This window comes from Bacillus sp. JJ1503 (genome assembly GCF_036965125.1).
Classification (GTDB): Bacteria; Bacillota; Bacilli; order Bacillales; family Cytobacillaceae; genus Cytobacillus.
Genome location: NZ_JBALOZ010000245.1, coordinates 1 through 23,143 on the forward strand (window position 1 = coordinate 1; position 23,143 = coordinate 23,143).

Genomic DNA, 23,143 nt, shown 5'->3' on the forward strand with positions numbered 1-23,143 from the left:
GGAGAGATTTCAAACTGTAAAAAAGGTCAAAGCACTCTTTTAAATAGGAGCTTTGACCTTCTATATTCAGCTTATTTCCGCTCACTTCTATGAACAGCTCCGTCTTTAAGCCCTAGCCAAAAAGCTGCCACTAGCGCCAAAGCCACCACAATAAATGGTGCATAAAAAATAAAAAAGTACTCCATATTCACGAATCCTCCTTCATGACTCTTCCTCTAACATAATTTTTATCAAATAAAAACAGCCTTAATAGAAGCCATAAGGATGGAACGAGTAAACAAAGCCCAGCAATAAAGGCAACTATTAGCGAAAGCGCCATCGCTTCATTTGTAAAACTGTCATAAATAGTTAAGTGTGGATACAGAAGATATGGATAATGAGATATTCCGTATGCAAAAAAAGCCAAGGTAAATTGTCCTGCTAATAATCCGAAGGCAAGGCCATATTTCTTCCGCTTCCAAATTAGCCACACCGTTCCGATAAATAGGATAAATGACAGTCCAAGCAGCCACCAAACATCTAGCATTCGTGCATAATGCTCAGCATTATGGGCCCGCAGTTCTACAATAATTCCAGCTGCTGTAATCATTAATGGAGCTGCCCAGATTAATGCATACTTTCTTAATAACTCAGTTGCATTCTGATCCTGTGCTTTATTCGCATACCATGTTAAAAATACAGCAGATATATAAAGAACAGCTGCTAAACTAAGCACAACAATGCTCCATGTAAGGGGGCTAGTAAACAGCGCCCAGTAATCGAGCACAGGATGATCATTGACCATTGTAACGAAGCCGCCTTCTGAAATAGTTAGCACAATGGAAAGGGATGCTGGAATAAACAAGCCTGATAAGCCGTACATAAAGGTATATCCCCTATGGCCCCTTGACCCATATGTCTCAAAAGCATAATAGGATCCTCGAATCGCGATCAAAATAATGGAAATACTCGCTGGAACAAGTAGAATCGTGCCGTAGTAAAAAGCAGTTTTTGGAAAAAACCCAACCATGCCAACAAAAAAGAAGACTAGAAACACATTTGTGACTTCCCAAACTGGCGATAAATATCGTTGAATGATATTTGTTAAAATATGCTTGCGTCCTGTATACAAGCTATATGCGTTAAATACACCAGCACCAAAGTCAATAGAAGCAACGAGCACATACCCAAACAGAAATAGCCAAAGAACCGAAATTCCAATTACCTCAAGTGTCATGAATGCTCACCGCCCATTTCTGTATGCCGATCTTCCAGCTCTTTTTCCACTGGATTTCTTCTAAACATTCTCGTTAACACAACAATGCTTCCAATCCCTAGAATCAGATATAAACCAGCGAATAACACAAGCATAAGGTCTATTTGACCACTAGTTGTCGCGGCGTCCTCTGTTCTCAAAATTCCTCGCAGGACCCATGGCTGTCTGCCTACCTCAGCAAACCACCATCCCGCTTCTATTGCAATAACAGAAAGCGGCCCTCCTGCCACAATAAAGCCTCGGAACCATGTCTTTCTTACAAAAGGCCAGCCCTTCCATGTTCCAATAACATATACAGCCGATAGTACCGTCAGCCATACTCCTATAGATACCATAATGTCAAATAAATAGTGAATATAAAGGGGAGGAATTTCGTCCTCTGGAAATTGATCTAATCCGATCACTTCAGCAGATAAACTACTATGTGCCAGAATACTTAATGCAAAGGGAATTTTAATGGCATACTTAACCTCTCCATCTTCTAGAACTCCGAATAAATATAGCGGCGCATTTTCTTCTGTTTCAAAATGCCATTCAGCTGCCGCTAATTTCTCCGGCTGGTACTCAGCTAAATATTTGCCTGAGAAATCACCAATAACTGCGGATGCAATGGAGAATATGAGGCTTAGCTTCATCGTTAAATAAAGCGCCTTTTTGTGATAGATATGGCTTGATCCTTTAAGTAGCCGGAATGCAGCTATCGCAGCTAGAACAAAAGCTGAAGTCATGTAAGCAGTTGCCAAAACGTGAGCAACCTTTGTTGGCATTGCAGGATTAAACATCGCAATCAGCGGGTTAATATTGATCAGTTGACCACCAACGATGTCAAACCCTTGCGGAGCATTCATAAACGCATTCACAATCGTGATAAAAACAGCTGAAAAGGACGCTCCGACAGCAACCGGTATTAATAACAGCAAATGCTTCTTCTGATTCTCAAATCGATCCCAAGTATACAAATAGATCCCTAAAAAGATGGCCTCAAAGAAAAACGCAAATGTTTCCATAAATAGTGGCAGAGCAATCACATTTCCTGCTAACACCATAAAGTTTGGCCATAAAAGCGAAAGCTGCAAGCCAATCGCAGTTCCAGTTACAACTCCAACAGCAACAGTAATGACAAACCCTCTAGCCCACCTTCTTGCCAGTAAAATATAATGTTCATCATTTTTCTTAATACCAATCCACTGGGCAATCATAATCATGAGCGGAATCCCTACACCGATTGTGGCGTAAATAATATGAAACGATAATGTCAGCTCTGTAAGTACCCGGCTAAAAAATACAGCCTCCTCTTTTCCCATTTCCTAATCGCCTCCTTAACTGCCAAATACTCTTCCTAATAGTGATAGCAGCATGATCCCAGCAGCTGAAAAAACTACCCACATCAATATTTTTTCTTGCTTTTTATACATGATCACCACTCCTTACCCTTATCTTACATGCAGACCCCTCTGCAAACTCGACAACTTTCCAATGCATTCATAATATAAATGTGACAGACGATAACATTTATGGAATAATTGCTCCAACCATAAGATTCCCCTTCATAGCCATGTATTAAACAATTGAATGAAAAATAAATAAGCCCCCACTGTTTGTGGAGGCTTCCATGTTACTGTTATTTCCTTTTTCGCCAGTAGTATGCACCTAATTGAGCAAAAACTCCTAACCCAATTCCCATAAACACCCACATAAATAAAGAGATAAGTCCCGCTAAATCTCCCCATCCAGAAGAGTCACTAAAGAAAAGGCGATACATTTCAATAAATCCAATGATGAGACCAGCCAGAAAGAAGATAAGTGCTATTTTGAAACCAAAGCGCACTAATAATAATGCGATCAGTCCAACCGCCAACGAAAACCCTAAATAAGCAGCCAGGTTTTTAACATTTAATTCGGAATCTAAAACCTGTCTAACCCCTACTATATGTAAAATAAAAGAAATAACTGACACCAATAATCCAATCTTCCAGTAATATTCTTTTTGAGCCTTGAACATTTGAATCTCCCCATCACTTATCATTGTTATTCTTATTTTACCATCAATTATCAAACAAAACAGGCCTGCCCCTTAAGAGACAGACCTTTCCATTCAAAATGTGAATGAACCCGTATTATTTTTTGTTTTTCTTCTTCGTCATTCTTCCTAATAAGAATGCTCCCGCTGCTACACCTAGTACGGTGTTCGTTTTCTTGTTAAACACTTGTTTCGCAACTAGGTTTAGGTTTTGCGGTCTTTCCGCAAGACGGCGCATGAAGTATCCATACCAGTCATTGCCGAATGGCACATACGTACAGAAGTTATATCCCTCTTTTGCCAGTTGTAATTGCATGTCTTTTCTAAAGCCATACAGCATCTGGAATTCATATTTATCATTTGGAATATCATTCTTTTTAACGAATTCCTTCACATGATTAATAATATTATGGTCATGTGTGGCAATGGATGTAAATTTTCCATTTAATAAATGATATTCGATCAGCTTAATAAAGTTTTTATCGATGTCTCCTTTATCTTGGTAGGCAACTTGCTCAGACTCTTTATAAGCGCCTTTTACGATACGAAGACGGTAGTTTTTGTACTTTTGGATATCTTCTTCTGCACGGAAGAAATAAGCTTGGATAACCGTTCCAATATTATTATATTCCTTGGAAAGTTCGTCCAATATGTCAAACGATGGCTGAAGATGTCCATAATCCTCCATATCAAAGTTGATATGCATATCATACTTACTTGCTAAGTCGACAATTTCTCTTAAATTATTTAAGCAAAAGTTATAATCAATATCTAAGCCTAATTGTGTAGGCTTTAATGAAATATGAGCATCTACTTGATTTTCATGTATCGCTTCAATTACCTTTAGAATTTGTTCCTTCGCTTCTGTTGCTTCTTCCTCTTTAAATACAAATTCACCTAAGTTATCTACCGTACACGAGATTCCGTGTGCATTGAGTTCTTTAATACTTTTGATCGTTTCTTCTATATTTGTTCCCGCTACAACAGTTTGCGCACCCAATTTTAAACCATACTTTTTTGCAGCACTATTAAGAAACTGGTTTTGAGAAAGGCTCATGAAGATATCTTTTAACATAGTGATTACTCCTCATTGTTATTTTTATAAAATAATTATATCATATCTTGTCGAAAATAATATTCACAAATCTAATTGAAACTTTTAAGTTTTTTCTCTTTTTCGAAGCTTAAACCTATTGTCAAGCAGATGACTAAGAAGATGATTTTAGTATGCCCTTTTTCGCATTTCTAACTTCATTCTCACACATCCCTTTTAGACCTATTTCACAAATAGGCCAGTTTCCTTCATAAGCATGCGGAAACTGACCCTCATGACCATATATTATTTTTCCGTTATGAATAAAGCATCTTGTTCGAAAATATTCTTATAATGCTCTAGACATTTTGACTGAAAAAATATAAAATTTGAAATTAAAATGCGAACATTTACAATAGTATTATAGCTAATTTTCAATTATTTCATTTTATGATAGAAAAGGTGAAGCACATGGAATATTCAAATCGCTTAAAAAAACTGCCTGTCCAATTTTTTGCTACCTTAGTTGAAAAGGTTAGTAAAGCTATAGCAGAAGGCCGGGACATTATTAATTTAGGACAGGGAAATCCCGATCAGCCAACACCCCCTCATATTGTAAAGGCACTGCAATCAGCAGCTGAGGATCCAAAAACGCATAAATATTCTCCGTTTCGCGGAATTCAAGAATTAAAAAATGCTGCCGCTGAATTTTATTTGAAACAATACGGTGTTGAAATTGACCCATCGACTGAAGTGGCGATCCTTTTTGGAACGAAGACAGGATTAGTCGAGCTGCCTATGTGTTTATTAAATGAAGGCGATTTAATGCTGCTTCCTGATCCGGGCTATCCTGATTATTTATCAGGCGTTGTCCTGGCTAATGTTCAATATGAGACTTTTCCTTTAAAAGCAGAAAATAAATTTCTGCCTGATTTTAACGCGATCCCGATTCAGCAAAGGGAAGCGGCCAAGCTCATGTATTTGAACTACCCTAATAATCCAACAGGAGCGACTGCTGACCGTTCCTTTTTTGAAGAAACCGTTGCATTTGCAAAAGAACATCATATTACTATTCTGCACGATTTTGCCTATGGCGCGATTGGCTTTGACGGCAAAAAACCAACTAGTTTCCTAGAAGTAGAAGGAGCTAAAGAAATTGGTGTAGAAATGTATACATTGTCCAAAACGTATAATATGGCAGGCTGGCGTGTTGGTTTCGCAGTTGGCAATCCGAAAATTATTGAAGCTCTTAATCTGATACAAGATCATTTATACTGCAGTCTTTTTCCAGCGGTACAAATGGCAGCTGCTGCAGCCTTAACAGAGGATCAAAGCTGTGTGGATGAACTGGTTTCACGCTATGAAAGCCGCCGTAACGTACTAATAGAGGAATGCAGAAAAATCGGCTGGAAAGCAGAAGCACCGAGCGGTTCCTTCTTTGCGTGGCTCCCTGTCCCAGCTGGATTTACAAGTGAATCGTTCGCCGATTATTTGCTTGAAAAGGCAGATGTGGCCGTTGCCGCTGGAAATGGCTTTGGCGAATACGGAGAGGGCTATGTCCGGGTCGGGCTATTAGTAGACGAAGAGGTGCTTGTAGAGGCTGTAGAGCGGATTGGGAAGCTGAACCTTTTCTAATCAGGAATTTATTAAATATAAAGCGTTTGAAAAGAACTCGTGTGAAAGCGAGTTCTTTTTTTATTTTGTTATTCCAATATAATAGTAAAAATCTACTATACTTTTATAAAAATTGTGATAAAATTTAGCTAAAATACACCAAAATACTCTTAAAATTCTAATATTTCTACAAAAGGATTGGAGATGAATTTGTACAAAATTATTATTGAACGAGAAGACGATGTGTATGTGGCAAGCTCAATAGGAAAAAAGGTTGCAAAGGAGCTAGGCTTAAGTTGCAGCCAACAAACCAAAGTGGTTGTTTCTATCATGGAGCTAACTCGTAACATCGTCTTCTATGCTGGTAAAGGCGAGCTTCACATAAGGCCACTTCCTCACTGTATAGAAATCATAGCAATCGATAAAGGCCCAGGAATTAAGAACTTGGAGCAAATATTGACTCAGACTTATTCCTCAAAAACGGGTTTAGGCTTGGGGGTAACTGGAGTAAGGCGTCTTATGGATGAATTTGAAATTACCAGCAATATAAATCACGGAACTAAAGTCCGAGCTGTAAAGTGGCTCAGTAATGGGGGTACCAAATATTGAATAAATCGCCTGCCTCTAATGAAGCCTTATATGGATTGATAGAATTGACACCTGATGGGACAATCCAAAAAATGAACACCGAGGGAAAAAGACTACTAATTTCAGAGGACAGCAGCTCCAATTACCTTTTTCACCGAATAAAAAATAACGAACTTAAGGCAAAGCTGCATGAATGTTTTATGGGGAAATTAAATGAATTTATTCTGATTATCGATACTCAGCCGCATTTTTTTCTGTTTCATCGAACATGTAAAGATGAAAAATTAGAAAAGATTCATATATTTATCTTTAATGTTAATCAGCTTCAAAGCATGCATGAACATAACAATTGGAATAATCACCTGTTATCCTCCATCGGGGAAATGGCAGCGGGAATTGCCCATGAAGTACGAAATCCCTTGACTGCCGTGAAAGGCTTTCTTCAGCTAATGGAGCAAAATTATAATCAAGAATATACTCAAATTGCGCAAAGTGAATTAGACCGTGCGATTCAAACCTTAAATGATTTAATGAGTGTATCAAAGCCTGAGTTTTTCCAGGAACAGCATACAACCTTTAATCTATGCTCTGTGATTGACGCGATATTGCTTTTATTTCAAAACCAGCTTTATCATATCCATTTAATAAGGAAATTCAACCACGATCAAGCCATGGTAACCGGCAGGAAGGATCAGATTAAGAAAGCGCTTTTCAACTTAATTAAAAATGCCATCGAAGCGATGAATGAAGGCGGCACGTTACTGATTGAGCAATACGAAGATGCTCTCGGAGTCCATCTAAGCATCTCTGATACAGGCATCGGCATCCCAAAGGACAAGCTTCGTCTGCTTGGCACTCCTTTTTTTACATTAAAACAGGATGGCAAAGGCATGGGTCTTGCCCAAGTATTTAATGCCATCCAAAGCAATAATGGCAGCATTCGTGTCAATAGCGAAACAGGACAAGGAACCACCTTCTTTCTTACATTTGCTAAAGCAAATCACCCATCCAATACATTTATAGGGGGCCATTCCATGATCAATTCGGTGCATTCAAAGGAAGAATTAGCACAATTTCTAAGAGACAATTTAGACTTTTATACGAAAGAATGGATTCAATATTTACAGAAAAATAAAAGCTATCTAACTTCTTTTATGAAAGAAAATCATCTTCTTTATGAGTATGAAGCGGAAGGAAATCCAATTATCAAGGTCGTGACAGAAAATATCCTTGAATTGAAAACGGAAGAAATTATGGAGAGGGCGAAGGAAAGAGGCGGCCAAAGTGCAAGAACTGATTTCCCAATCCATTTATCCTTGGAGCTATTTCAGTCCGCGCGAGGAATAATTTGGAATGCTATTAAGGTATTTTATCTTGAATCCAAGCATTCCCTAAGCATGGAAGAATTCTTCGCCCTAGAGCGATATGTTAATGACATTATTGATCTATACATAGATTCCCATACAGCTTATTATGTGAGCTATAAAGATGAATTATTAAAGATTCATCGTGAAACTGTCGATGAATTGTCTGTTCCGATCATCCCACTTGCCGAGAGGGTCTGTATTCTTCCTGTAGTGGGAAATGTCGATACGTATCGGGCAAAGAAAATTCGTGAAAAAACACTCATAAAGGTAAAGGAATTAAAAGCGGAGCAATTAATTATTGATCTTTCAGGTGTTCCTTATATCGATACATCGGTTGTTAACCACCTATTTAAGATTGTGAAAGGCATTAAACTACTAGGCTGCTCTACGATCTTAACTGGAATCAGCCCTGATACTGCAGACACAATGATTGAACTCGGAATTGAAATTGACAATGGCGTAAAAACGATGTCAGATCTTCAGCAGGCTTTACAGGAAATACGACAATTTGCCATAGGAAAATAAAAAATATGCACGAGCCCTAGTTAAGTGGGCTTCGTGCATTTTTTATTAATTCTCAGCTAATTTTGTTATTTTTGTACCTTCTGTTTTACTTTCCATTGGATCTTCCGCTTGTTTCGCTCGTTTAATAAAGAAGGCAAGTATGAGGGATACCGCAGCAATAAAGGTTGCGACAAAGAATGCATCATTAATCCCCTCAAGCATAGCCATCATCTCAATTTGCTGTTTCATGGCTGCCATTGCTGCTTCTGTAGGCGCTTGCCCAGCAGCATTTTTCATTGCTTCCGCAGCTAAGTTAGCTGCATGTGTTTCCGTACGATTGGACATGAGTGTAACAAGTATTGCCGTTCCAATCGCTCCGGAAATTTGATTTAGTGTATTATTCATCGCTGTACCGTGCGGATAAAAGCGTGCAGGAAGTTGATTTAAACCATTTGTTGATACAGGCATCATAACCATAGACATTCCTAGCATCCGTACAGTGTATAGCACCATTAAATGGCCATAAGTTGTATCCAGTGTTAATTTACTTAAATAATAAGTTGTTATCGTAGTAATGGCTAGGCCGATTATCGCTAGTATTCGTCCACCAATCTTATCAAATAATTTTCCTGTTATTGGAGACATAATCGCCATAACAATGGCTCCTGGCAGCATGAGTATGCCAGCATCCATGGGAGAAATGCCACGAAGATTTTGCACATAAATCGGAAGTAATAACATTCCCGAAAATAAAGCCATATTTAAAACCATCGATATAGACGCAGATAATGCAAACATCGGAAACTTAAATACTCCGAAATTAAGCATCGGGCGTTCCATCTTCGATTGGCGCAAAATAAACCATATTAATGAAATAACGCCAAGAATCAACGTGATATATACCAAGGGACTATCCCATCCCTTAGTACCAGCAGAGCTAAATCCATAAAGCATCCCGCCAAAGCCTACGCTGGATAATATAACGGAAAGGAAATCTAGGCGGATATCCACTTTATCTTTCTTATCCTTAAGCATGAAGAACCCAAGCAGTAATACAATGACAGAAATTGGTGTGATAAAATGAAATAGCATCCTCCAGTCATAATGTTCAATAATCCAGCCTGATAATGTCGGGCCGATTGCTGGTGCTGCCATCATAATTAACCCGAAGAACCCCATAGCCGTTCCTCTTTTTTCAATTGGGAATGAGACTAACATAACATTCATTAATAACGGCATCATAATGGCCGAACCAGAAGCTTGAAACATTCTTCCTGCTAATAACAATGGAAAGGCATGTGCAAAGCCAGCTAGAACAGTTCCGATTGTAAATAAACTAATAGCCGCTATAAATAAATGACGAACAGAATATTTCTGAATTAAAAAGGCGGTTGTTGGAATTAACACACCATTTACAAGCATAAAACCAGTTGTCAGCCACTGTACGGTCGCTGGGCCAACATTTAGATCCTCCATAATAGAAGGAAGCGCGATATTTAATAATGTATTATTCAAAAAGGTAATAAAAGCCCCAATCATGAGAATCGCAAGAATCCCATATGGTGCACCGTTTGACTTTTTAGTGGCTTCACCCATTATTTCTCCTCCTATACCTTAAGTACATTAATTTGTACTCGTGTTACACAGAACAATATCATATACCATGTGTTCAATTTTTGCAACAAAAAAATTCCATGTTTAAATGGGTTTGTCTAAACATTAAAATTAATGTACTATGTATTTTATACAGGGAGTCCAATTCATATAAAAGGTGATATTATGAACGAAAGAAAGAAACATGTTATTAAAATGGCCCATCAATTATTTATTGAAAAAGGGTTCCAGGCAACATCGATTCAAGATATTTTAACTTATAGCGGTATCTCTAAAGGGACATTTTATAATTACTTTTCGTCAAAAAGTGAATTATTAATCGCCCTCTTTAGGACCATATACAAACAACTGGAAAAAGAGCGAAATGATTTGCTTATTGGTCAGGATCCTTCGAATATTGAGATATTCATTAAACAACTAGAATTGCAATTGGAGACCAACCGGGCAAACAAACTCATTTCCCTTTTTGAAGAAGTCATTTTTTCGAATGATGAAGAGCTTAAACAATATATTAAACGAGGTCACCTGCGAATACTCCAGTGGAAGTATCACCGTTTTATCGATATATTTGGGGAAGACAAGGAACCGTATTTATTGGACTGTGCCGTTATGTTTATGGGGATTCTGCACAATAATCTTAAATACAATAATTTGGCACACGGATCAAATGCAAGCCTTAGCAAAATTGTCCGATATTGTGTTAGTAGAATAGTGAAGATTGTAGATGAGGTGGCTGAAGCTGGGGATCAGCTGCTTAAGCCAGAGCTATTGGAAAACTGGCTGCCGAACTGTAAGGGAAACGATCATGCCTTCAAAAACAGTTTATACCATTCGATTTTAGAATTAAAAAAGGCATTAATCCATCATGAAGAGAAGTCCAAATACATCGAATTACTGGATTTTATTCAAGAAGAAATCGTCGATTCCAAAAAGCCCCGTAAGTTTCTAATTGAGTTAACGATCCAAACTTTAAAACAAGAAAAGGTATTGTTTGCACATAAAGAACTTCTTCAAATTGAACAATTAATTTCTGCCTATTTCACTCAAATAGAGGAAATAGACTAAGATTTATTGCTAATCGATTGAAAAAATGAAAAGGTGCCAGCCTCTATCCCATTCGTTGGATAGAACTGGCACCTTTTGTCATGATGACTCAAAGCTTTAATAAGAAGGATACCCCATAAACTTAAAATCTTTCCCAATCGGAGTCACGGTTACATCTGATAATTCGATAGCATCGCTCATCATCTCGATTCCTGTCCCCTCCAAAAAGGTAGGTGCATGCTTTCCGCCTACTAATTTAGGAGCGATATAGAGGACGACTTTATCGATTAATTTATTTTCTAAAAAGGAAGCATTGATCGTTCCGCCGCCTTCAATTAATACGGATGAAACAAGCTTTTCCCCCAATATATCTACTACCTTATTTAGGTCAACAGTCTTTGAACCAGTCGTAACGAATACGGGAATCCCTAAGTCCTCTAGTGTTTTCCGCTTGTCTTTATCGTAGTTTTCACTAGTAAAAATCCATGTTTCCGCTTTCTTGTCTGTAATTACCTTGGATTCCAAAGGGATTTTCAAAGAAGAATCCAAAATAATCCGGATCGGATGGCGTCCATTCGGAATTCTTGAAGTCAGTTCTGGATCGTCATGAATAACGGTATTGACCCCAACGAGAATGCCCATATTTTCACTCCTAAGCTGATGGACATCGTGTCTCGCATCTTCGGAGGTGATCCATTTGCTGCTGGAAGTATGGGTTGCGATTTTCCCATCTAGGGTGATTCCTGATTTCAAAGTGATAAACGGCTTTTTCTCTACAATGAACTTATTAAAAACTTCATTCATCTTTCGAGCTTCAGCTTCACAAATTCCCGTGATGACCTCAATGCCGGCATCTTCGAGGATTTTTACCCCATTTCCTGATACAACTGGATTTGGGTCGAGCGTTGCAATCACTACATGTTTAATTCCAGCCTCCACAATAGCCTCTGCACAAGGGCCAGTTCTGCCATGATGGGAGCAAGGCTCAAGCGTCACATAGATGGTTCCGCCTCTTGCTTGCTCTCCAGCCATTCGAATGGCATGGATTTCCGCATGCGGCTCACCTGCTTTTAAATGGGCTCCAATCCCTACAACACGGTTATCGTTTACAATGACCGCACCAACCAATGGATTTGGATCAGTCTGGCCTTTCATCGCTTGTGCATTTTTCAAGGCTAATTCCATATAAAATTCATGATTCGTCATTCGGACAGTCCCTTCCTTCTTGCAGCAATTTTTCGGGTGTTGTCTATTCACCTGAATAATCTGTTTCGACAGATTTCAACGCGGGGCAGTCACCCGGGTTCAGACGCTGCTTTGCACCTGAATCCAGTTGTTACATAACTCGAGGCTTAGCCGGCAACGTACCTTCCACTTCTATATGCCCGGATTTCTTTATTTTTGTCCGCAAATACTGTTCATTGTATTCGGAGATATCTCCCCATAATGGTGTTCTCCCTGAGACAGGCAACCCTGAAGCTCTTAATGCTTCAAGTTTTTTAGGATTATTCGTTATAAGCGTTACTGGTTTCGTTCTTAGAGCTTTAAGTACTTGAATAGCATCATCGTAGTTTCTTGTGTCATCAGCAAAGCCAAGAGCTTCATTGGCTTCCACTGTATCGTGTCCATTTTCTTGAAGGATATAAGCCATGGCCTTACTAAATAATCCAATTCCCCGGCCTTCATGGTTTGCCAAATAAAATAAGGCTCCCACACCATGCTCCGCGATCATTTTCATCGACTGCTTTAGCTGAAACCCGCAATCGCATCGCTTGCTTCCAAAAATATCTCCTGTATGGCAGATGGAGTGCATTCTTATCAAAGCTTCATCCTCATACTCAAAGTCACCATAAACAAGAACACTTGATTGTTGATATTCTGCTAGGTTCGCAGATGATAATTTAGAAATTACCTGTTGATAATCTTCCATTACTTCATCGCTTTTTAGCCAGCTATACCATTTAAAAACAATTGTTTCCCCATTTAAATTAACCGGTAGGCGGATCGGTCCCACTAAGTAAATCGCACCTTCACCTGATTTTATGATTTGGATTTTATCCTCTAAAACCGAAAGTCTGTTCGAATTCAGCTTAATTTCTCCCATCATGATTTCCCCCCATACCTTTTTTCAACTTCATACCGTCATCAAGCCAAGGCTGGGACGGTAAAATTATCCTTATAGGATGCTTCTTTTATTAACTGCTGCTCTTGCAGCTGTACGATCTCATTCCGGCGGTCATTTTCATATTTTTTTAATTGAGACGCACTCGTATCATTGGTGGCAAGTGCTTCCATGATCACTTCCGATAAAACACTCGCATCAACTAAGGCACAATTAATGCCAAATGCTCCCGTTGGACTCATCGTATGGGCAGAATCCCCCATAATGACGAGGCCATCCTTTACCCATGTTGGACAATGGCAGCTTTGAACTTTTAATAAAATAAAATCATTCCATGATTGAATGTGCTGCTGAACCGTTTCCGTCAAGTCTGGAAAAGCATCGGTCACTTGCTTGATAAACGGTTCAAACGACTGCTTTTTCAAGTAAGGATACGAACCCTCTTCTATATTCCAGCCGATTTGTATAAATCCGCCTGCCTGGGTAAATAAAGCTAGCTGACTTTCCCCAACCAATGTCTGTTTAATCGTTGGCTCCCATCCTGCCGGGCTTGGTATTTTGGCCCAAAGAAGGTCATAACCATGTTTGATCGTCTGAAACGGCATTTCCGCCAATTTTCTTACTGTAGAAAACCGCCCATCCGCACCTACAACGATGGAGCTATTAATGGTCACTTCCTGATCGTCTTTTCTTGCTTTCACTCCAGTAATATGGCCATCTTCATCTTTGATTAATTCTGTAACCTTCGTGCCCATCATGAGCTTGTAATTTGGATACGGTTCGGATTCTCCGTTCAACACGCTTAATAAATTTCGCTGCGGGACATGGATTCCTACATGTTGATCTCCTTCAGCAGGTGTTACCGTCTTAATCACTTGCCCATGATGCCAATATTCGATTCGTTCCATTAAAAGTAAACCTTCATTTTCGACCTTTTCATATAGGCCATATTTTTTTAAGATGGCTTCTCCATCCTTATTTAAATGTTCGCCACGGAATTCTTTATCAATCCCGTCATGACGCTCGACAACAATCGTTGATATATTATTCTTCGCTAGCAAATAGCCTAATAAAGCGCCGCCAGGGCCAGCACCAACAATGCAAACATCCGCTTCAAGATTCATGCTACCCCCCCATTCTTCAAAATAAATCCTCATCTGTAATCCATTTATTTGGTATAATGATCTTATATTCAATTTCAATTAGTTAGTTACTTTATGTAAGTAATTATATTTTTAAAAGGTACTTGTGTCAAGTGTATTTATGATGTATGGTAATTATATTGATGATTGTAAAATGGTATTTTATAAATAGAGGGGTGATGGATGATGAATAAATCTCTACTTTGTCCTCGATTCGAGAATGCTATGAATATTTTGAGTCAGCGCTGGACTGGCCTCGTGATTTACCAGCTACTGTCAGGTACAAAACGTTTCTGTACGTTAGAATCCTCAATTGGCATTAGCGGAAGAGTCCTTTCAGAACGACTAAAGGATCTTGAAAACCAAGGAATCGTCAAACGTGAAGTCTTCCCGGAAACACCAGTCCGAATTGAGTATTCCTTGACTGAAAAAGGTCTAGCCTTGGAGCCAATTATGAGAGAAATAGAAGAGTGGTCAAAATTGTGGGTAGAAGTGGAATCTGAAGAATAAAACCCATTCACATGCACACATACGACTAAATCAACAACAAGCTTTCATAGAAAAGAATTTTTTTATTGAAGTAAAAAACAGGCGTTCACAAAGTTGAAACTTTATGAACGCCTTTCTTTTATTGAGCATCCGTGTACCATTGGATCCCTGCTTGCACCAGGATCGGTCCACTAAAATTATTTCAATGTCCGTTTTAGGAATTCTCTCGTACGCTCTTGTGTTGGTTGATTAAAGATTTGCTCTGGCGTTCCTTCTTCAGCAATAACCCCTTTGTCCATAAATACAATACGGTCTGAAACTTCCCGAGCAAATTCCATTTCATGCGTAACAATTAACATAGTAAGACCTGTTTCAGCGAGCTCCTTCATAACTTTAAGAACCTCTCCAACCATCTCAGGATCAAGGGCTGAAGTCGGTTCATCAAATAACATAACATCCGGCTCCATGGAAAGGGCCCTAGCAATGGCTACACGCTGTTTTTGCCCGCCTGATAGCTGCTTAGACTTCGCATTTACATATTGGTCCATACCTACAACCTTTAAATATTTCATGGCGATTTTTTCCGCTTCTTCTTTTGAACGTTTTAATACCTTCACCTGGCCAACAACACAATTGCTGAGGACAGTGTGATTATTAAATAGGTTAAACTGTTGGAACACCATTCCAAGCTTTGTACGGTAAGCATGAATATCATGTTTATCATCTAATATATTTTCACCATGATATATGATTTGACCGCCGCTCGGCTTTTCTAAAAGGTTTATACAACGAAGAAGTGTTGATTTACCGGAACCGGAGGAACCAATAATACAAACAACTTCCCCTTTATTTACGGAAAAATCGATATCTTTTAATACTTCATGAGATCCAAAGGATTTGCTTAAATGCTGTACTTCAATTACTTTTTCCAAAAGTGCTCCTCCTTCGTTATTGTCTAGCTCCAGCGCCTAGCCCCTCGAGTCACAAGCCAATCCGACAAGAAGGTTAAAGTACAACCTTCCTGCCGGCTTGTCTTGTGCTTGTCGGGGCTGAACAAGGCGCTTGCACTTTTCTTATTAATTAGCTTTTGTTTCAATCATGCTGTAATTTTCCGGTCCGTCTAATTTTCTTTCCCAGTAGCGTAAAATGAGTGTTACCGTAAAAGTCATGACGAAATACAGAACACACGCAACAAAGAATGGTTCAAAATATTTAAAGCTGATTCCAGCCACAGTTTTTGTTTGGAAATACAATTCCGTTACGCCAATAACGTTCAGTACGGAAGTATCTTTAATATTAATGATAAATTGATTGCCGGTAGCCGGTAAAATATTTCGAATAACTTGCGGCAGTACGACATTAAGCATCGTTTGCACATGATTCATCCCAACCGCTTGAGCAGCTTCAAACTGTCCTCGATCGATAGAAATAACACCACCACGAACAATTTCCGCCATATAGGCTCCCGTATTGATTGATACGATTACGATTGCTGCAACTGTTACATTCATATCTATCCCAAATGCTAAAGCAGAACCATAAAAAATAACCATGGCCTGTACAATCATCGGTGTTCCTCGGAAAAATTCTATATACATAGAAAGAATTGCATTTACCACTTTTAAGAATATTCGTTTGATTTTATTTTCAGGCACAGGAATTGTACGTATGACTCCTGCCAATAAACCTATAATTCCGCCAATGACCGTACCAATAATGGAAACAAAGAGTGTCATCCCTGCTCCACGAAGGAACATCGGCCAGTTGTTTGAAATCATTGTTAAAATCCACTCTAAGCTCATAGTTTACCCCCTTAAATCTAAATACCGGCTGCAATTGGATGCAGCCGGTATTCACTTCTACATTATTCTGCTGCTGGTTGATTTTTGATCGCAGTATCCATAATATTTTGGCGCTCTTCTTCAGAGATGCCTGCTAAAACTTCATTGATTTTCGCTGTTAATTCACTGCCTTTTTTAAGACCAACTGCTACAGCTGTATCTGCCTCATCTGCCTTAAATCCATCTGTAAATTCCACCATTGCAAAGTTAGCATTAGCTGAAGAAGCACTAATTCCTTCAGGACGTTCTGATACATATCCATCAATTATTCCCGATTCTAAAGCGACACGCATCGCAGGAAAATTGTCCATAGCAGGCTTTTTCTGTACGCCTTCAATTTGATCAATTACAGCATAGTGAGACGTATTTAACTGGCCAGTAATTTTGGCACCCTTGAAATCTTTAATAGAAGTTGCTCCTTCGAAAGGCCCACCCTTTTTAACAACCATAATAAAATGTGATGTGTAGTAGTTTTCTGAGAAATCAATTGTCTGTTTACGTTCTTCTGTCGGTGACATTCCTGCAATAATGGCATCTAATTTACCTGATTGTAATGCTGGTACAAGACCGTCCCATTCTGTTTTCACAATGACTAATTCTTTTCCTAAGCCTTCAGCAATCTTTTTGGCAATTTCAACATCGTATCCGCCTGCATATTCAGCATTGCCATCGATTTTCACTCCGCCATTGGAATCATCCATTTGTGTCCAGTTGAAAGGAGCATACCCTGCTTCCATACCGACCTTAAAGGTTCCCTTTGAGTCACTGCCTGCGCTGCCTGACTCTTTTGTTTTTTCACTATCGCCGCTCGTACCGCATCCTGCTAAAAGCAAAATCATAGATAAAGACATTACTAAAAATAATGATAATTTTTTCCTCATGATCATACTCCCCTTTGCTATAATAGTTTAGTATATTTTTCCACTTAACTACGTATGACTGCCACCTCTTAATAATGGCAATATTTCATTTATTTTGGAAATTCACAAAATAAAAAGAGACCTAAGATACACTCAGGTCTCGTTACATACATATGCCCTAAAGTCCTCTTCTTTCCCTTAATGAGATAGCACCCCTCAATAAACCGGGAAGTTTATTGAGACAGTCCTGCAGCTCTTAACTGCAGACCCAACCAGTAATACTGAGAATATTACAAGCTTCGGCGATATTTCCTTCTCTCTAGCATCATTGCTTCTCAAGCTCCACTAAAGACTGTTAAACATCGCGCCTCTACCTCACTAGTAAAAGTGAGGTCTTATTAAATTGTTACATGTAGTCTACAATAAACGATAAAATATGTCAAGTTACCTAGATTCACATGGAAGGAAAACCCAATGTTTGTTATACGATCTCATAATAATCCTGTGAGTGATAGGCTCTAAACCCGCATGATTCATACAATCGCAGTGCATGTGCGTTTTTCGCTTCTACCTCTAGGAAAATAGGAAAACCTGCTTTATGTTCCTTTATGACAATATTTGTTAAGGCTTTTCGCCCAATACCATTTCCTTGAAACTCTGGAAGAACAGCAAATCCATAAATCCCAGCTTCACCATCAAGATGAGAAACTCGAATTTTTCCTACTGCCTTTCCGTTAAACAAAATGATTAAATATTGATCATCATCAAATCTTTGAGTATTGAAGGCTCTGGCTTCCTCTTCTTCAAACCCGAAGCATTGAACCTCCAATTGAACTTCTAGTTCAAAATCGTCAGGAGCAGATAGTTTAAGAGTCACATCCTCGGATATGTTCAGCTCTGTTTCTTTCCACTTCATTTGATATTCTGAAAGAGAATATTTACATGGGATGGTTTCTAGAAATCCTTTTGCAGACTTTGAATTAGTAGGAGCATTCAAAAGAACCTTTCGATAGCCTTTTTCTTTTACTTCATGAAGGGCTACCTGATAAAGCCCAGTAAAGATTCCTTTTCGGCGGAAATCTGGATGAACCATTCCACATATTTCAACCTTATTTCCAAAGCCATATAGTCCGATAAAACCTACTAATTTTTCATCCTCATAATAGAAAAAGTCCTCTCGATCTTTTCCTGCTCGACTTTTCAGCATATCCCAATTTAGTTTTAGTTCAAATGATTCTGAAGCCTCACATGCTTGCTGAAGTTCTTTAATGTCTGTTAATTGTTTACTAGTTAACACACAGGTTCCTCCCCAAATAATTCGTGTCTCTTACAAACATGTTATTTTCACTTTGAAACATGCACTGTAAAGTCTGCTAGTAGTCTTGCACCAAATCCCGTTGCGGTTTTCGGATAGTAACCGGTTTCTTCACTTTCCATTACGCCTGCCATATCCACATGAAGCCATTTGCATGATTCAGGCACAAAACGGCGAAGGAATAAACCTGCTGTTATGGACCCAGCCTCCCCTTTAGAAGATATATTGCTAAAATCAGCATAATCGCTTTTTAAATAGCTGTCGTATTCATCAACTAATGGCATCGGCCAAACGAAGTCGCCATTTTCTTTGCCCAGCAGCCTCATTTCATTAGAAAGCTGCTCATCTCCAAAGACCCCTGCTATTTTTGTCCCAAGTGCGTTCACAATCGCCCCTGTTAAGGTTGCGATATTCACAACATGGCCAGCTCCCCATTCACCTGCGCGAATTAGACCGTCAGCTAAGATGAGGCGTCCTTCTGCATCCGTGTTCCCTACTTGAACCGTATGACCATTCTTATAACGGATAATTTCCCCTGGAAGCACGGACGTATTATCCGGCGAATTTTCAACGATTGGAATCAATGCCACCACATTGACCTTTGCCTTTGATGCTGCTAATAGCTTCACGGCTCCTGCAACAGCAGCGGCACCACCCATGTCCATTCTCATATCACTTAAATCTCTGCCACTCTTCAGGCTAATTCCTCCTGTATCAAACGTAACTCCCTTTCCAACAAGAGCGACAAGCGGCTTTGACTCATCCCCCTTATAAACGAGCTCAACAAATGATGGCTTATATTTACTTCCACGGCCAACGGTTAAAACACCGTTCATTTCCATTTCCTCAAGCTTTTCTTTATGAAATACATGTACTTGAACATCCGTTTCAGAAAACTCGTCTTGCAGGATCAAAGGAAATGTTTCCGGGTTCAACACATTTGGAACCTCATTCATTAAATCACGAGAAAAGTTTGTTGCAGCCGCACGAATTTTTCCTGTTTCCATAAATGGCTCTAGTTCTGCTGCTCCATCTATTACTAATTCAGTTTGGAATCGATCTTCCTTAGACTTGTAAATAACAAATTTATATGCGCCTAAATGCCAGCCTTCCACAAAGGCAGTGATTAACTCATCTAGCTGCAGGCCAGGCAATGCCTCTTTCATTGAATCTGCTTGAATAACTGCCTTTAATACTTGGCGGCTGCCTAGTTCACGTGCAATAGCTCCTGCAACCATCCGAGTTTTTTCAAGAGACTGCTGCTCTCGCTCAATTTCTTTTATAACAACTGTCAACTCTTCCCCAAGAAACAATGCTGTGAATGCAGCCTTACTATTTTCAACATAGTGCTTAATGTGACCATTTTCTTGAATGCGCGCATCATTGGAAAATAAAATGCTAGCTTGTAATGACATGGTTAGTTTCTCCCCTTTTCTTAAATCTCCTTACTTTATTTCGTTATTCGAAAGGAAAATTCCTTTGTTCTACTACTCTCTTTTTCAAAGATTCTATGAGAAAGACTCCGCACGATTTTTAACTTCTTTAACTCCTCTTAATTCTGGATGAACTTGCTGAATGACAGAAGGTCTAGCCAGAAAAAGTACAACTCCAATTAGTAAAATCGAAGACAAAAACAATATCCATTGTGCAGGAAAAATATCATACAGAAATCCGTAGATGACCATTCCTAATGGCATAAGTGCCATGGACATTGTTTCAAGAATGGAAAAAACTCGCCCCTTAAAATCATCATCAATTAATTTTTGCATCATCACCTGCAAAGGTGTATTGACGATTATGACTAGTAAGCCGAATCCAAACATAATGAACATGTAATAAGCAAATACGATGTTATAGGATAAAGAAACTAGCAACGGAAATCCTACTCCCGCCATCGTGATTCCCATCCCTATAATTCCTCTTTTGGATAAGAGAAATGGGAACCTCACTTCTTTTCTTACTGTTAAATAAATGGACAGCAAAAGCATTCCAAATGCAAAAGCACCCTCTGTTAAGCCAAAATGAATGGATGACATTTTCAATTTTTCAATAAGGATGAATGAATAGCCTACCTCAAACGCTCCGAATAAGAAATTTACGAGCAGACCGATCCAGATCATCGTCATAATGATTGGCTGCAATTTCAAATAACTTATCCCTGCTTTCATGCTTTGCCACATCGATTCCTTTTGCTCAACATTGACATCCTTCCTACGATTGGCGAAGAGATTGAAATTCATCGTTGATTCAAGAATAACAGCAATGGAGGAAGCGGCCATATACAAAATTAAAAATACTGGCATTGAGACTGTACCGTATAATAATCCACCAACTGCCGGACTTCCAATAGAAGCGAAAGAAATAGACATCTGATTGAGGGACATGGCTCTCTGAATTCTTTCCTTGTCAACAAGGCCTGTAATGGATGATGTGAAGGTTACTCCGGAAAAGGTTGACGTAATGGACAAGATGCAGGTTGTTGCATAAATGGCACCGAGTGATAAACCTGAGGATAAGATGACAAGGAGCAATCCCCCAATGGCAAGCGTTGTACCAATTTGTGCAACGATGACGACCTTCTTCCTTGAATACCTATCTGCAGCATATCCTGCAAAAGGTGATACAAGAGTACGCGGCAGTATACTGCAAATCAGGTTTGTTGCAAAACTCGTTGCAGAACCCGTCATTTGTAAAATATAAAAGCTAATGGCAAATGAATAAACCTGTGCTCCGAAAGTGGAAATCAGTTTGCTAACGGTAAATGTCCAAAGATGGTATGTTGCTTTTTTAATCTTATAAACTTCTTCCATGTGAATCCTCCACTCTGAAAAGTTTAATTTAATTAAACAAATCTTACCATATCCTTCCCTTCCCATTCAAGCAAAAGTTTAATATAATTAAACAAATAAATGAAACTAGGAGCGTGCCTACTCAAAATGTTAGGGGAACGAATTCGGAAATTAAGAAAACAGAGAAAAATGACACTCGAGGAGCTTGCCGGTGTGGCTCTTACGAAAGGGATGCTAAGTCTAATTGAGAATAATAAGGCAAATCCCTCGATAGAAAGCTTGCATTATATCGCTGAACAGCTAGGTGTTGAAGTATCCGATTTATTGGAAGAGGTTAGTTTTTCTGAATTAAGCGAGGTTTTGGAACAGGCAGAAGAACTGTATAGTGAAGATGAATTAAGTGACCCAGAAACTACATTCTTAAATACGGTAAAAGCAAGTAAAATTATTGCGTTAATTGAGCCGTATGTCCCAAACCTAACGAACGGCTATGTATCAGCAAGGTTATTAGACATTTACAGCCGTTGTCTGTACAAAGAAAAGATTAGTGGTTGGGAGAAATTCTCTGAACAGGCAGCAGTTATTTACGATCAGATGAACCTCACATCAAGGCGAGCAGATATTGGCATCTTCCGTGCACTCGAAAAATTCATTGAACTGAACTATGAGCAATCATTAACCATATTCTTGAGGGAGCGGGCGAAAATCGAAGCACACCATGCCTATATAGATCCAAAGACTCGTCTTGATCTAGATTATCATGAAGCGGTTTTATATTTTTCCGCTGGTCATTCAGAAGAAGCTGCACAAGTTCTGGAGAACGCCTTCGCCTATTCAAAAAAGCATCGAATTTTCTATCACATCGATGATTTGTACAGACTCGCCGCTGGATATGCCATGATTACAAAAAATGAAGAAAGAAAATTGTACTACTCAAAAAAACTTATGCAATACGGTGAGTTTGCAGATGATATGATTTCTATTCTGTTTTATGAACTTATGATGATTGACACTCTCATATCGGAACAGCAGCAATACGAAGAAGCCATCGAGAAAATCAAGCAATGCATAACAGATCCAAACCTTTCAAATTCATTTAAATACTACTTCTTCCTTGAAGAAGGGAAAGCCTTATATAGACTTAATCGTTATGAAGAAGCACTTCATAGCTTTGAAAAAATAGAGATTCCATCCTATATCCATCATCCGTTTGATTTATCTCTTTTTTATGTGATGGATTCCTACAAATCTCTTTGCCATCTGAATCTAAAAAACTGGGATGAGGCCTTTCTATTGGCGAAACAAGCGGTGAAGAATTTTGAACCGCTACCATTCAATTCGCTTAAAGAGTTTGCGAAAGAAACCTTCGATAAAATCAAGGCCAGAATAAACATTGAGGAGGAATAATAAAGACGCCTGTCTATGATTCCAATGTAAAAATATGGGGCATATACCACCAAGCACCCTGCTTTTACATAAAATTTACAAACGCTTATCATTATGATCAAAAATACCTATTATAATGGAGATAGTTTAAAGACAAATT

Annotated in this window: 21 protein-coding genes and 1 riboswitch; of the genes, 6 read left to right on the forward strand and 15 right to left on the reverse strand. The window is 38.9% G+C overall.

Features of this window, described 5'->3' with window-relative positions; translation table 11 throughout:
• Window positions 1-71 precede the first annotated feature (71 nt).
• The 5 genes from cydS to V7149_RS18240 form a co-directional block, all read right to left on the reverse strand.
• A complete protein-coding gene (cydS, locus tag V7149_RS26575; protein WP_438824128.1) occupies window positions 72-185 on the reverse strand; it encodes a cytochrome bd oxidase small subunit CydS in 114 nt (37 codons plus the stop codon).
• A 2-nt stretch (window positions 186-187) separates the two neighbouring features.
• Entirely contained in the window at window positions 188-1,216 is a 1,029-nt protein-coding gene (locus V7149_RS18225) for a cytochrome d ubiquinol oxidase subunit II (RefSeq protein ID WP_335347026.1), read from the reverse strand.
• Complete coding sequence (locus tag V7149_RS18230) at window positions 1,213-2,559, reverse strand: cytochrome ubiquinol oxidase subunit I (protein WP_335347027.1); 1,347 nt, start codon at window positions 2,557-2,559, stop codon at window positions 1,213-1,215. The genes V7149_RS18225 and V7149_RS18230 overlap by 4 nt, the downstream gene beginning before the upstream one ends.
• Before the next feature lie 317 nt (window positions 2,560-2,876).
• Window positions 2,877-3,257 carry a hypothetical protein gene (locus V7149_RS18235; RefSeq protein WP_335347028.1) on the reverse strand — a complete coding sequence of 127 codons (381 nt, stop codon included), beginning with the start codon at window positions 3,255-3,257 and terminating at the stop codon, window positions 2,877-2,879.
• 115 nt (window positions 3,258-3,372) lie between these two features.
• Window positions 3,373-4,350: a proline dehydrogenase family protein gene (locus V7149_RS18240; RefSeq protein ID WP_335347029.1), complete on the reverse strand. Its 978-nt coding sequence runs from the start codon at window positions 4,348-4,350 to the stop codon at window positions 3,373-3,375.
• A gap of 429 nt (window positions 4,351-4,779) precedes the next feature.
• Here V7149_RS18240 and V7149_RS18245 point away from each other — a divergent pair, with 429 nt between their 5' ends.
• The 3 genes from V7149_RS18245 to V7149_RS18255 all read left to right on the forward strand — a co-directional run bounded on the left by V7149_RS18245 (window position 4,780) and on the right by V7149_RS18255 (window position 8,402).
• Window positions 4,780-5,943: a pyridoxal phosphate-dependent aminotransferase gene (locus tag V7149_RS18245; protein WP_335347030.1), complete on the forward strand. Its 1,164-nt coding sequence runs from the start codon at window positions 4,780-4,782 to the stop codon at window positions 5,941-5,943.
• Window positions 5,944-6,132: 189 nt separating this feature from the next.
• Window positions 6,133-6,531 (forward strand): ATP-binding protein, encoded by a 399-nt coding sequence (locus tag V7149_RS18250; RefSeq protein ID WP_335347031.1) that lies wholly within the window; start codon window positions 6,133-6,135, stop codon window positions 6,529-6,531.
• Window positions 6,528-8,402, forward strand: a complete 1,875-nt coding sequence (locus V7149_RS18255; RefSeq protein ID WP_335347032.1) for an ATP-binding protein — start codon at window positions 6,528-6,530, stop codon at window positions 8,400-8,402. Before V7149_RS18250 ends, V7149_RS18255 begins: the two co-directional genes overlap by 4 nt.
• 45 nt (window positions 8,403-8,447) lie before the next feature.
• Here the strand turns inward: V7149_RS18255 and V7149_RS18260 are convergent, their stop codons facing one another.
• Entirely contained in the window at window positions 8,448-9,977 is a 1,530-nt protein-coding gene (locus V7149_RS18260) for a DHA2 family efflux MFS transporter permease subunit (RefSeq protein ID WP_335347033.1), read from the reverse strand.
• A gap of 183 nt (window positions 9,978-10,160) precedes the next feature.
• On the opposite strand from V7149_RS18260, the gene V7149_RS18265 reads away from it, so the two are divergent.
• Window positions 10,161-11,060: a TetR/AcrR family transcriptional regulator gene (locus V7149_RS18265; protein WP_335347034.1), complete on the forward strand. Its 900-nt coding sequence runs from the start codon at window positions 10,161-10,163 to the stop codon at window positions 11,058-11,060.
• 96 nt (window positions 11,061-11,156) lie between these two features.
• On the opposite strand, the gene ribD is transcribed toward V7149_RS18265, so the two are convergent.
• The 3 genes from ribD to V7149_RS18280 all read right to left on the reverse strand — a co-directional run bounded on the left by ribD (window position 11,157) and on the right by V7149_RS18280 (window position 14,285).
• Window positions 11,157-12,245 (reverse strand): bifunctional diaminohydroxyphosphoribosylaminopyrimidine deaminase/5-amino-6-(5-phosphoribosylamino)uracil reductase RibD, encoded by a 1,089-nt coding sequence (gene ribD / locus V7149_RS18270; protein ID WP_335347035.1) that lies wholly within the window; start codon window positions 12,243-12,245, stop codon window positions 11,157-11,159.
• 130 nt (window positions 12,246-12,375) lie between these two features.
• A complete protein-coding gene (locus tag V7149_RS18275; RefSeq protein ID WP_335347044.1) occupies window positions 12,376-13,143 on the reverse strand; it encodes a GTP cyclohydrolase II in 768 nt (255 codons plus the stop codon).
• Window positions 13,144-13,184: 41 nt separating this feature from the next.
• Window positions 13,185-14,285, reverse strand: coding sequence for an FAD-dependent monooxygenase (locus V7149_RS18280; RefSeq protein WP_335347036.1), 1,101 nt, complete (start codon window positions 14,283-14,285; stop codon window positions 13,185-13,187).
• A gap of 204 nt (window positions 14,286-14,489) precedes the next feature.
• Here V7149_RS18280 and V7149_RS18285 point away from each other — a divergent pair, with 204 nt between their 5' ends.
• Window positions 14,490-14,813: a winged helix-turn-helix transcriptional regulator gene (locus V7149_RS18285; protein ID WP_335347045.1), complete on the forward strand. Its 324-nt coding sequence runs from the start codon at window positions 14,490-14,492 to the stop codon at window positions 14,811-14,813.
• A gap of 176 nt (window positions 14,814-14,989) precedes the next feature.
• Here the strand turns inward: V7149_RS18285 and V7149_RS18290 are convergent, their stop codons facing one another.
• The 6 genes from V7149_RS18290 to V7149_RS18315 form a co-directional block, all read right to left on the reverse strand.
• On the reverse strand, window positions 14,990-15,724 hold the full coding sequence (locus V7149_RS18290) for an amino acid ABC transporter ATP-binding protein (protein ID WP_335347037.1): 735 nt from the start codon (window positions 15,722-15,724) through the stop codon (window positions 14,990-14,992).
• Between the two features lie 144 nt (window positions 15,725-15,868).
• Window positions 15,869-16,594 carry an amino acid ABC transporter permease gene (locus V7149_RS18295; protein WP_335347038.1) on the reverse strand — a complete coding sequence of 242 codons (726 nt, stop codon included), beginning with the start codon at window positions 16,592-16,594 and terminating at the stop codon, window positions 15,869-15,871.
• Window positions 16,595-16,656: 62 nt separating this feature from the next.
• On the reverse strand, window positions 16,657-17,514 hold the full coding sequence (locus V7149_RS18300; protein WP_335347039.1) for a transporter substrate-binding domain-containing protein: 858 nt from the start codon (window positions 17,512-17,514) through the stop codon (window positions 16,657-16,659).
• 178 nt (window positions 17,515-17,692) lie between these two features.
• Window positions 17,693-17,874, reverse strand: a riboswitch (Lysine riboswitch).
• Window positions 17,875-17,974: 100 nt separating this feature from the next.
• Window positions 17,975-18,790: a GNAT family N-acetyltransferase gene (locus V7149_RS18305; RefSeq protein WP_335347040.1), complete on the reverse strand. Its 816-nt coding sequence runs from the start codon at window positions 18,788-18,790 to the stop codon at window positions 17,975-17,977.
• 47 nt (window positions 18,791-18,837) lie between these two features.
• Window positions 18,838-20,223: a leucyl aminopeptidase family protein gene (locus V7149_RS18310; protein WP_335347041.1), complete on the reverse strand. Its 1,386-nt coding sequence runs from the start codon at window positions 20,221-20,223 to the stop codon at window positions 18,838-18,840.
• 93 nt (window positions 20,224-20,316) lie between these two features.
• Window positions 20,317-21,618: an MFS transporter gene (locus tag V7149_RS18315; protein ID WP_335347042.1), complete on the reverse strand. Its 1,302-nt coding sequence runs from the start codon at window positions 21,616-21,618 to the stop codon at window positions 20,317-20,319.
• Between the two features lie 126 nt (window positions 21,619-21,744).
• Here V7149_RS18315 and V7149_RS18320 point away from each other — a divergent pair, with 126 nt between their 5' ends.
• The gene (locus V7149_RS18320) at window positions 21,745-23,004 is read left to right on the forward strand and encodes a helix-turn-helix domain-containing protein (RefSeq protein WP_335347043.1); all 1,260 of its coding nucleotides are present in this window, start codon (window positions 21,745-21,747) and stop codon (window positions 23,002-23,004) included.
• The last annotated feature ends 139 nt before the right edge of the window (window positions 23,005-23,143 follow it).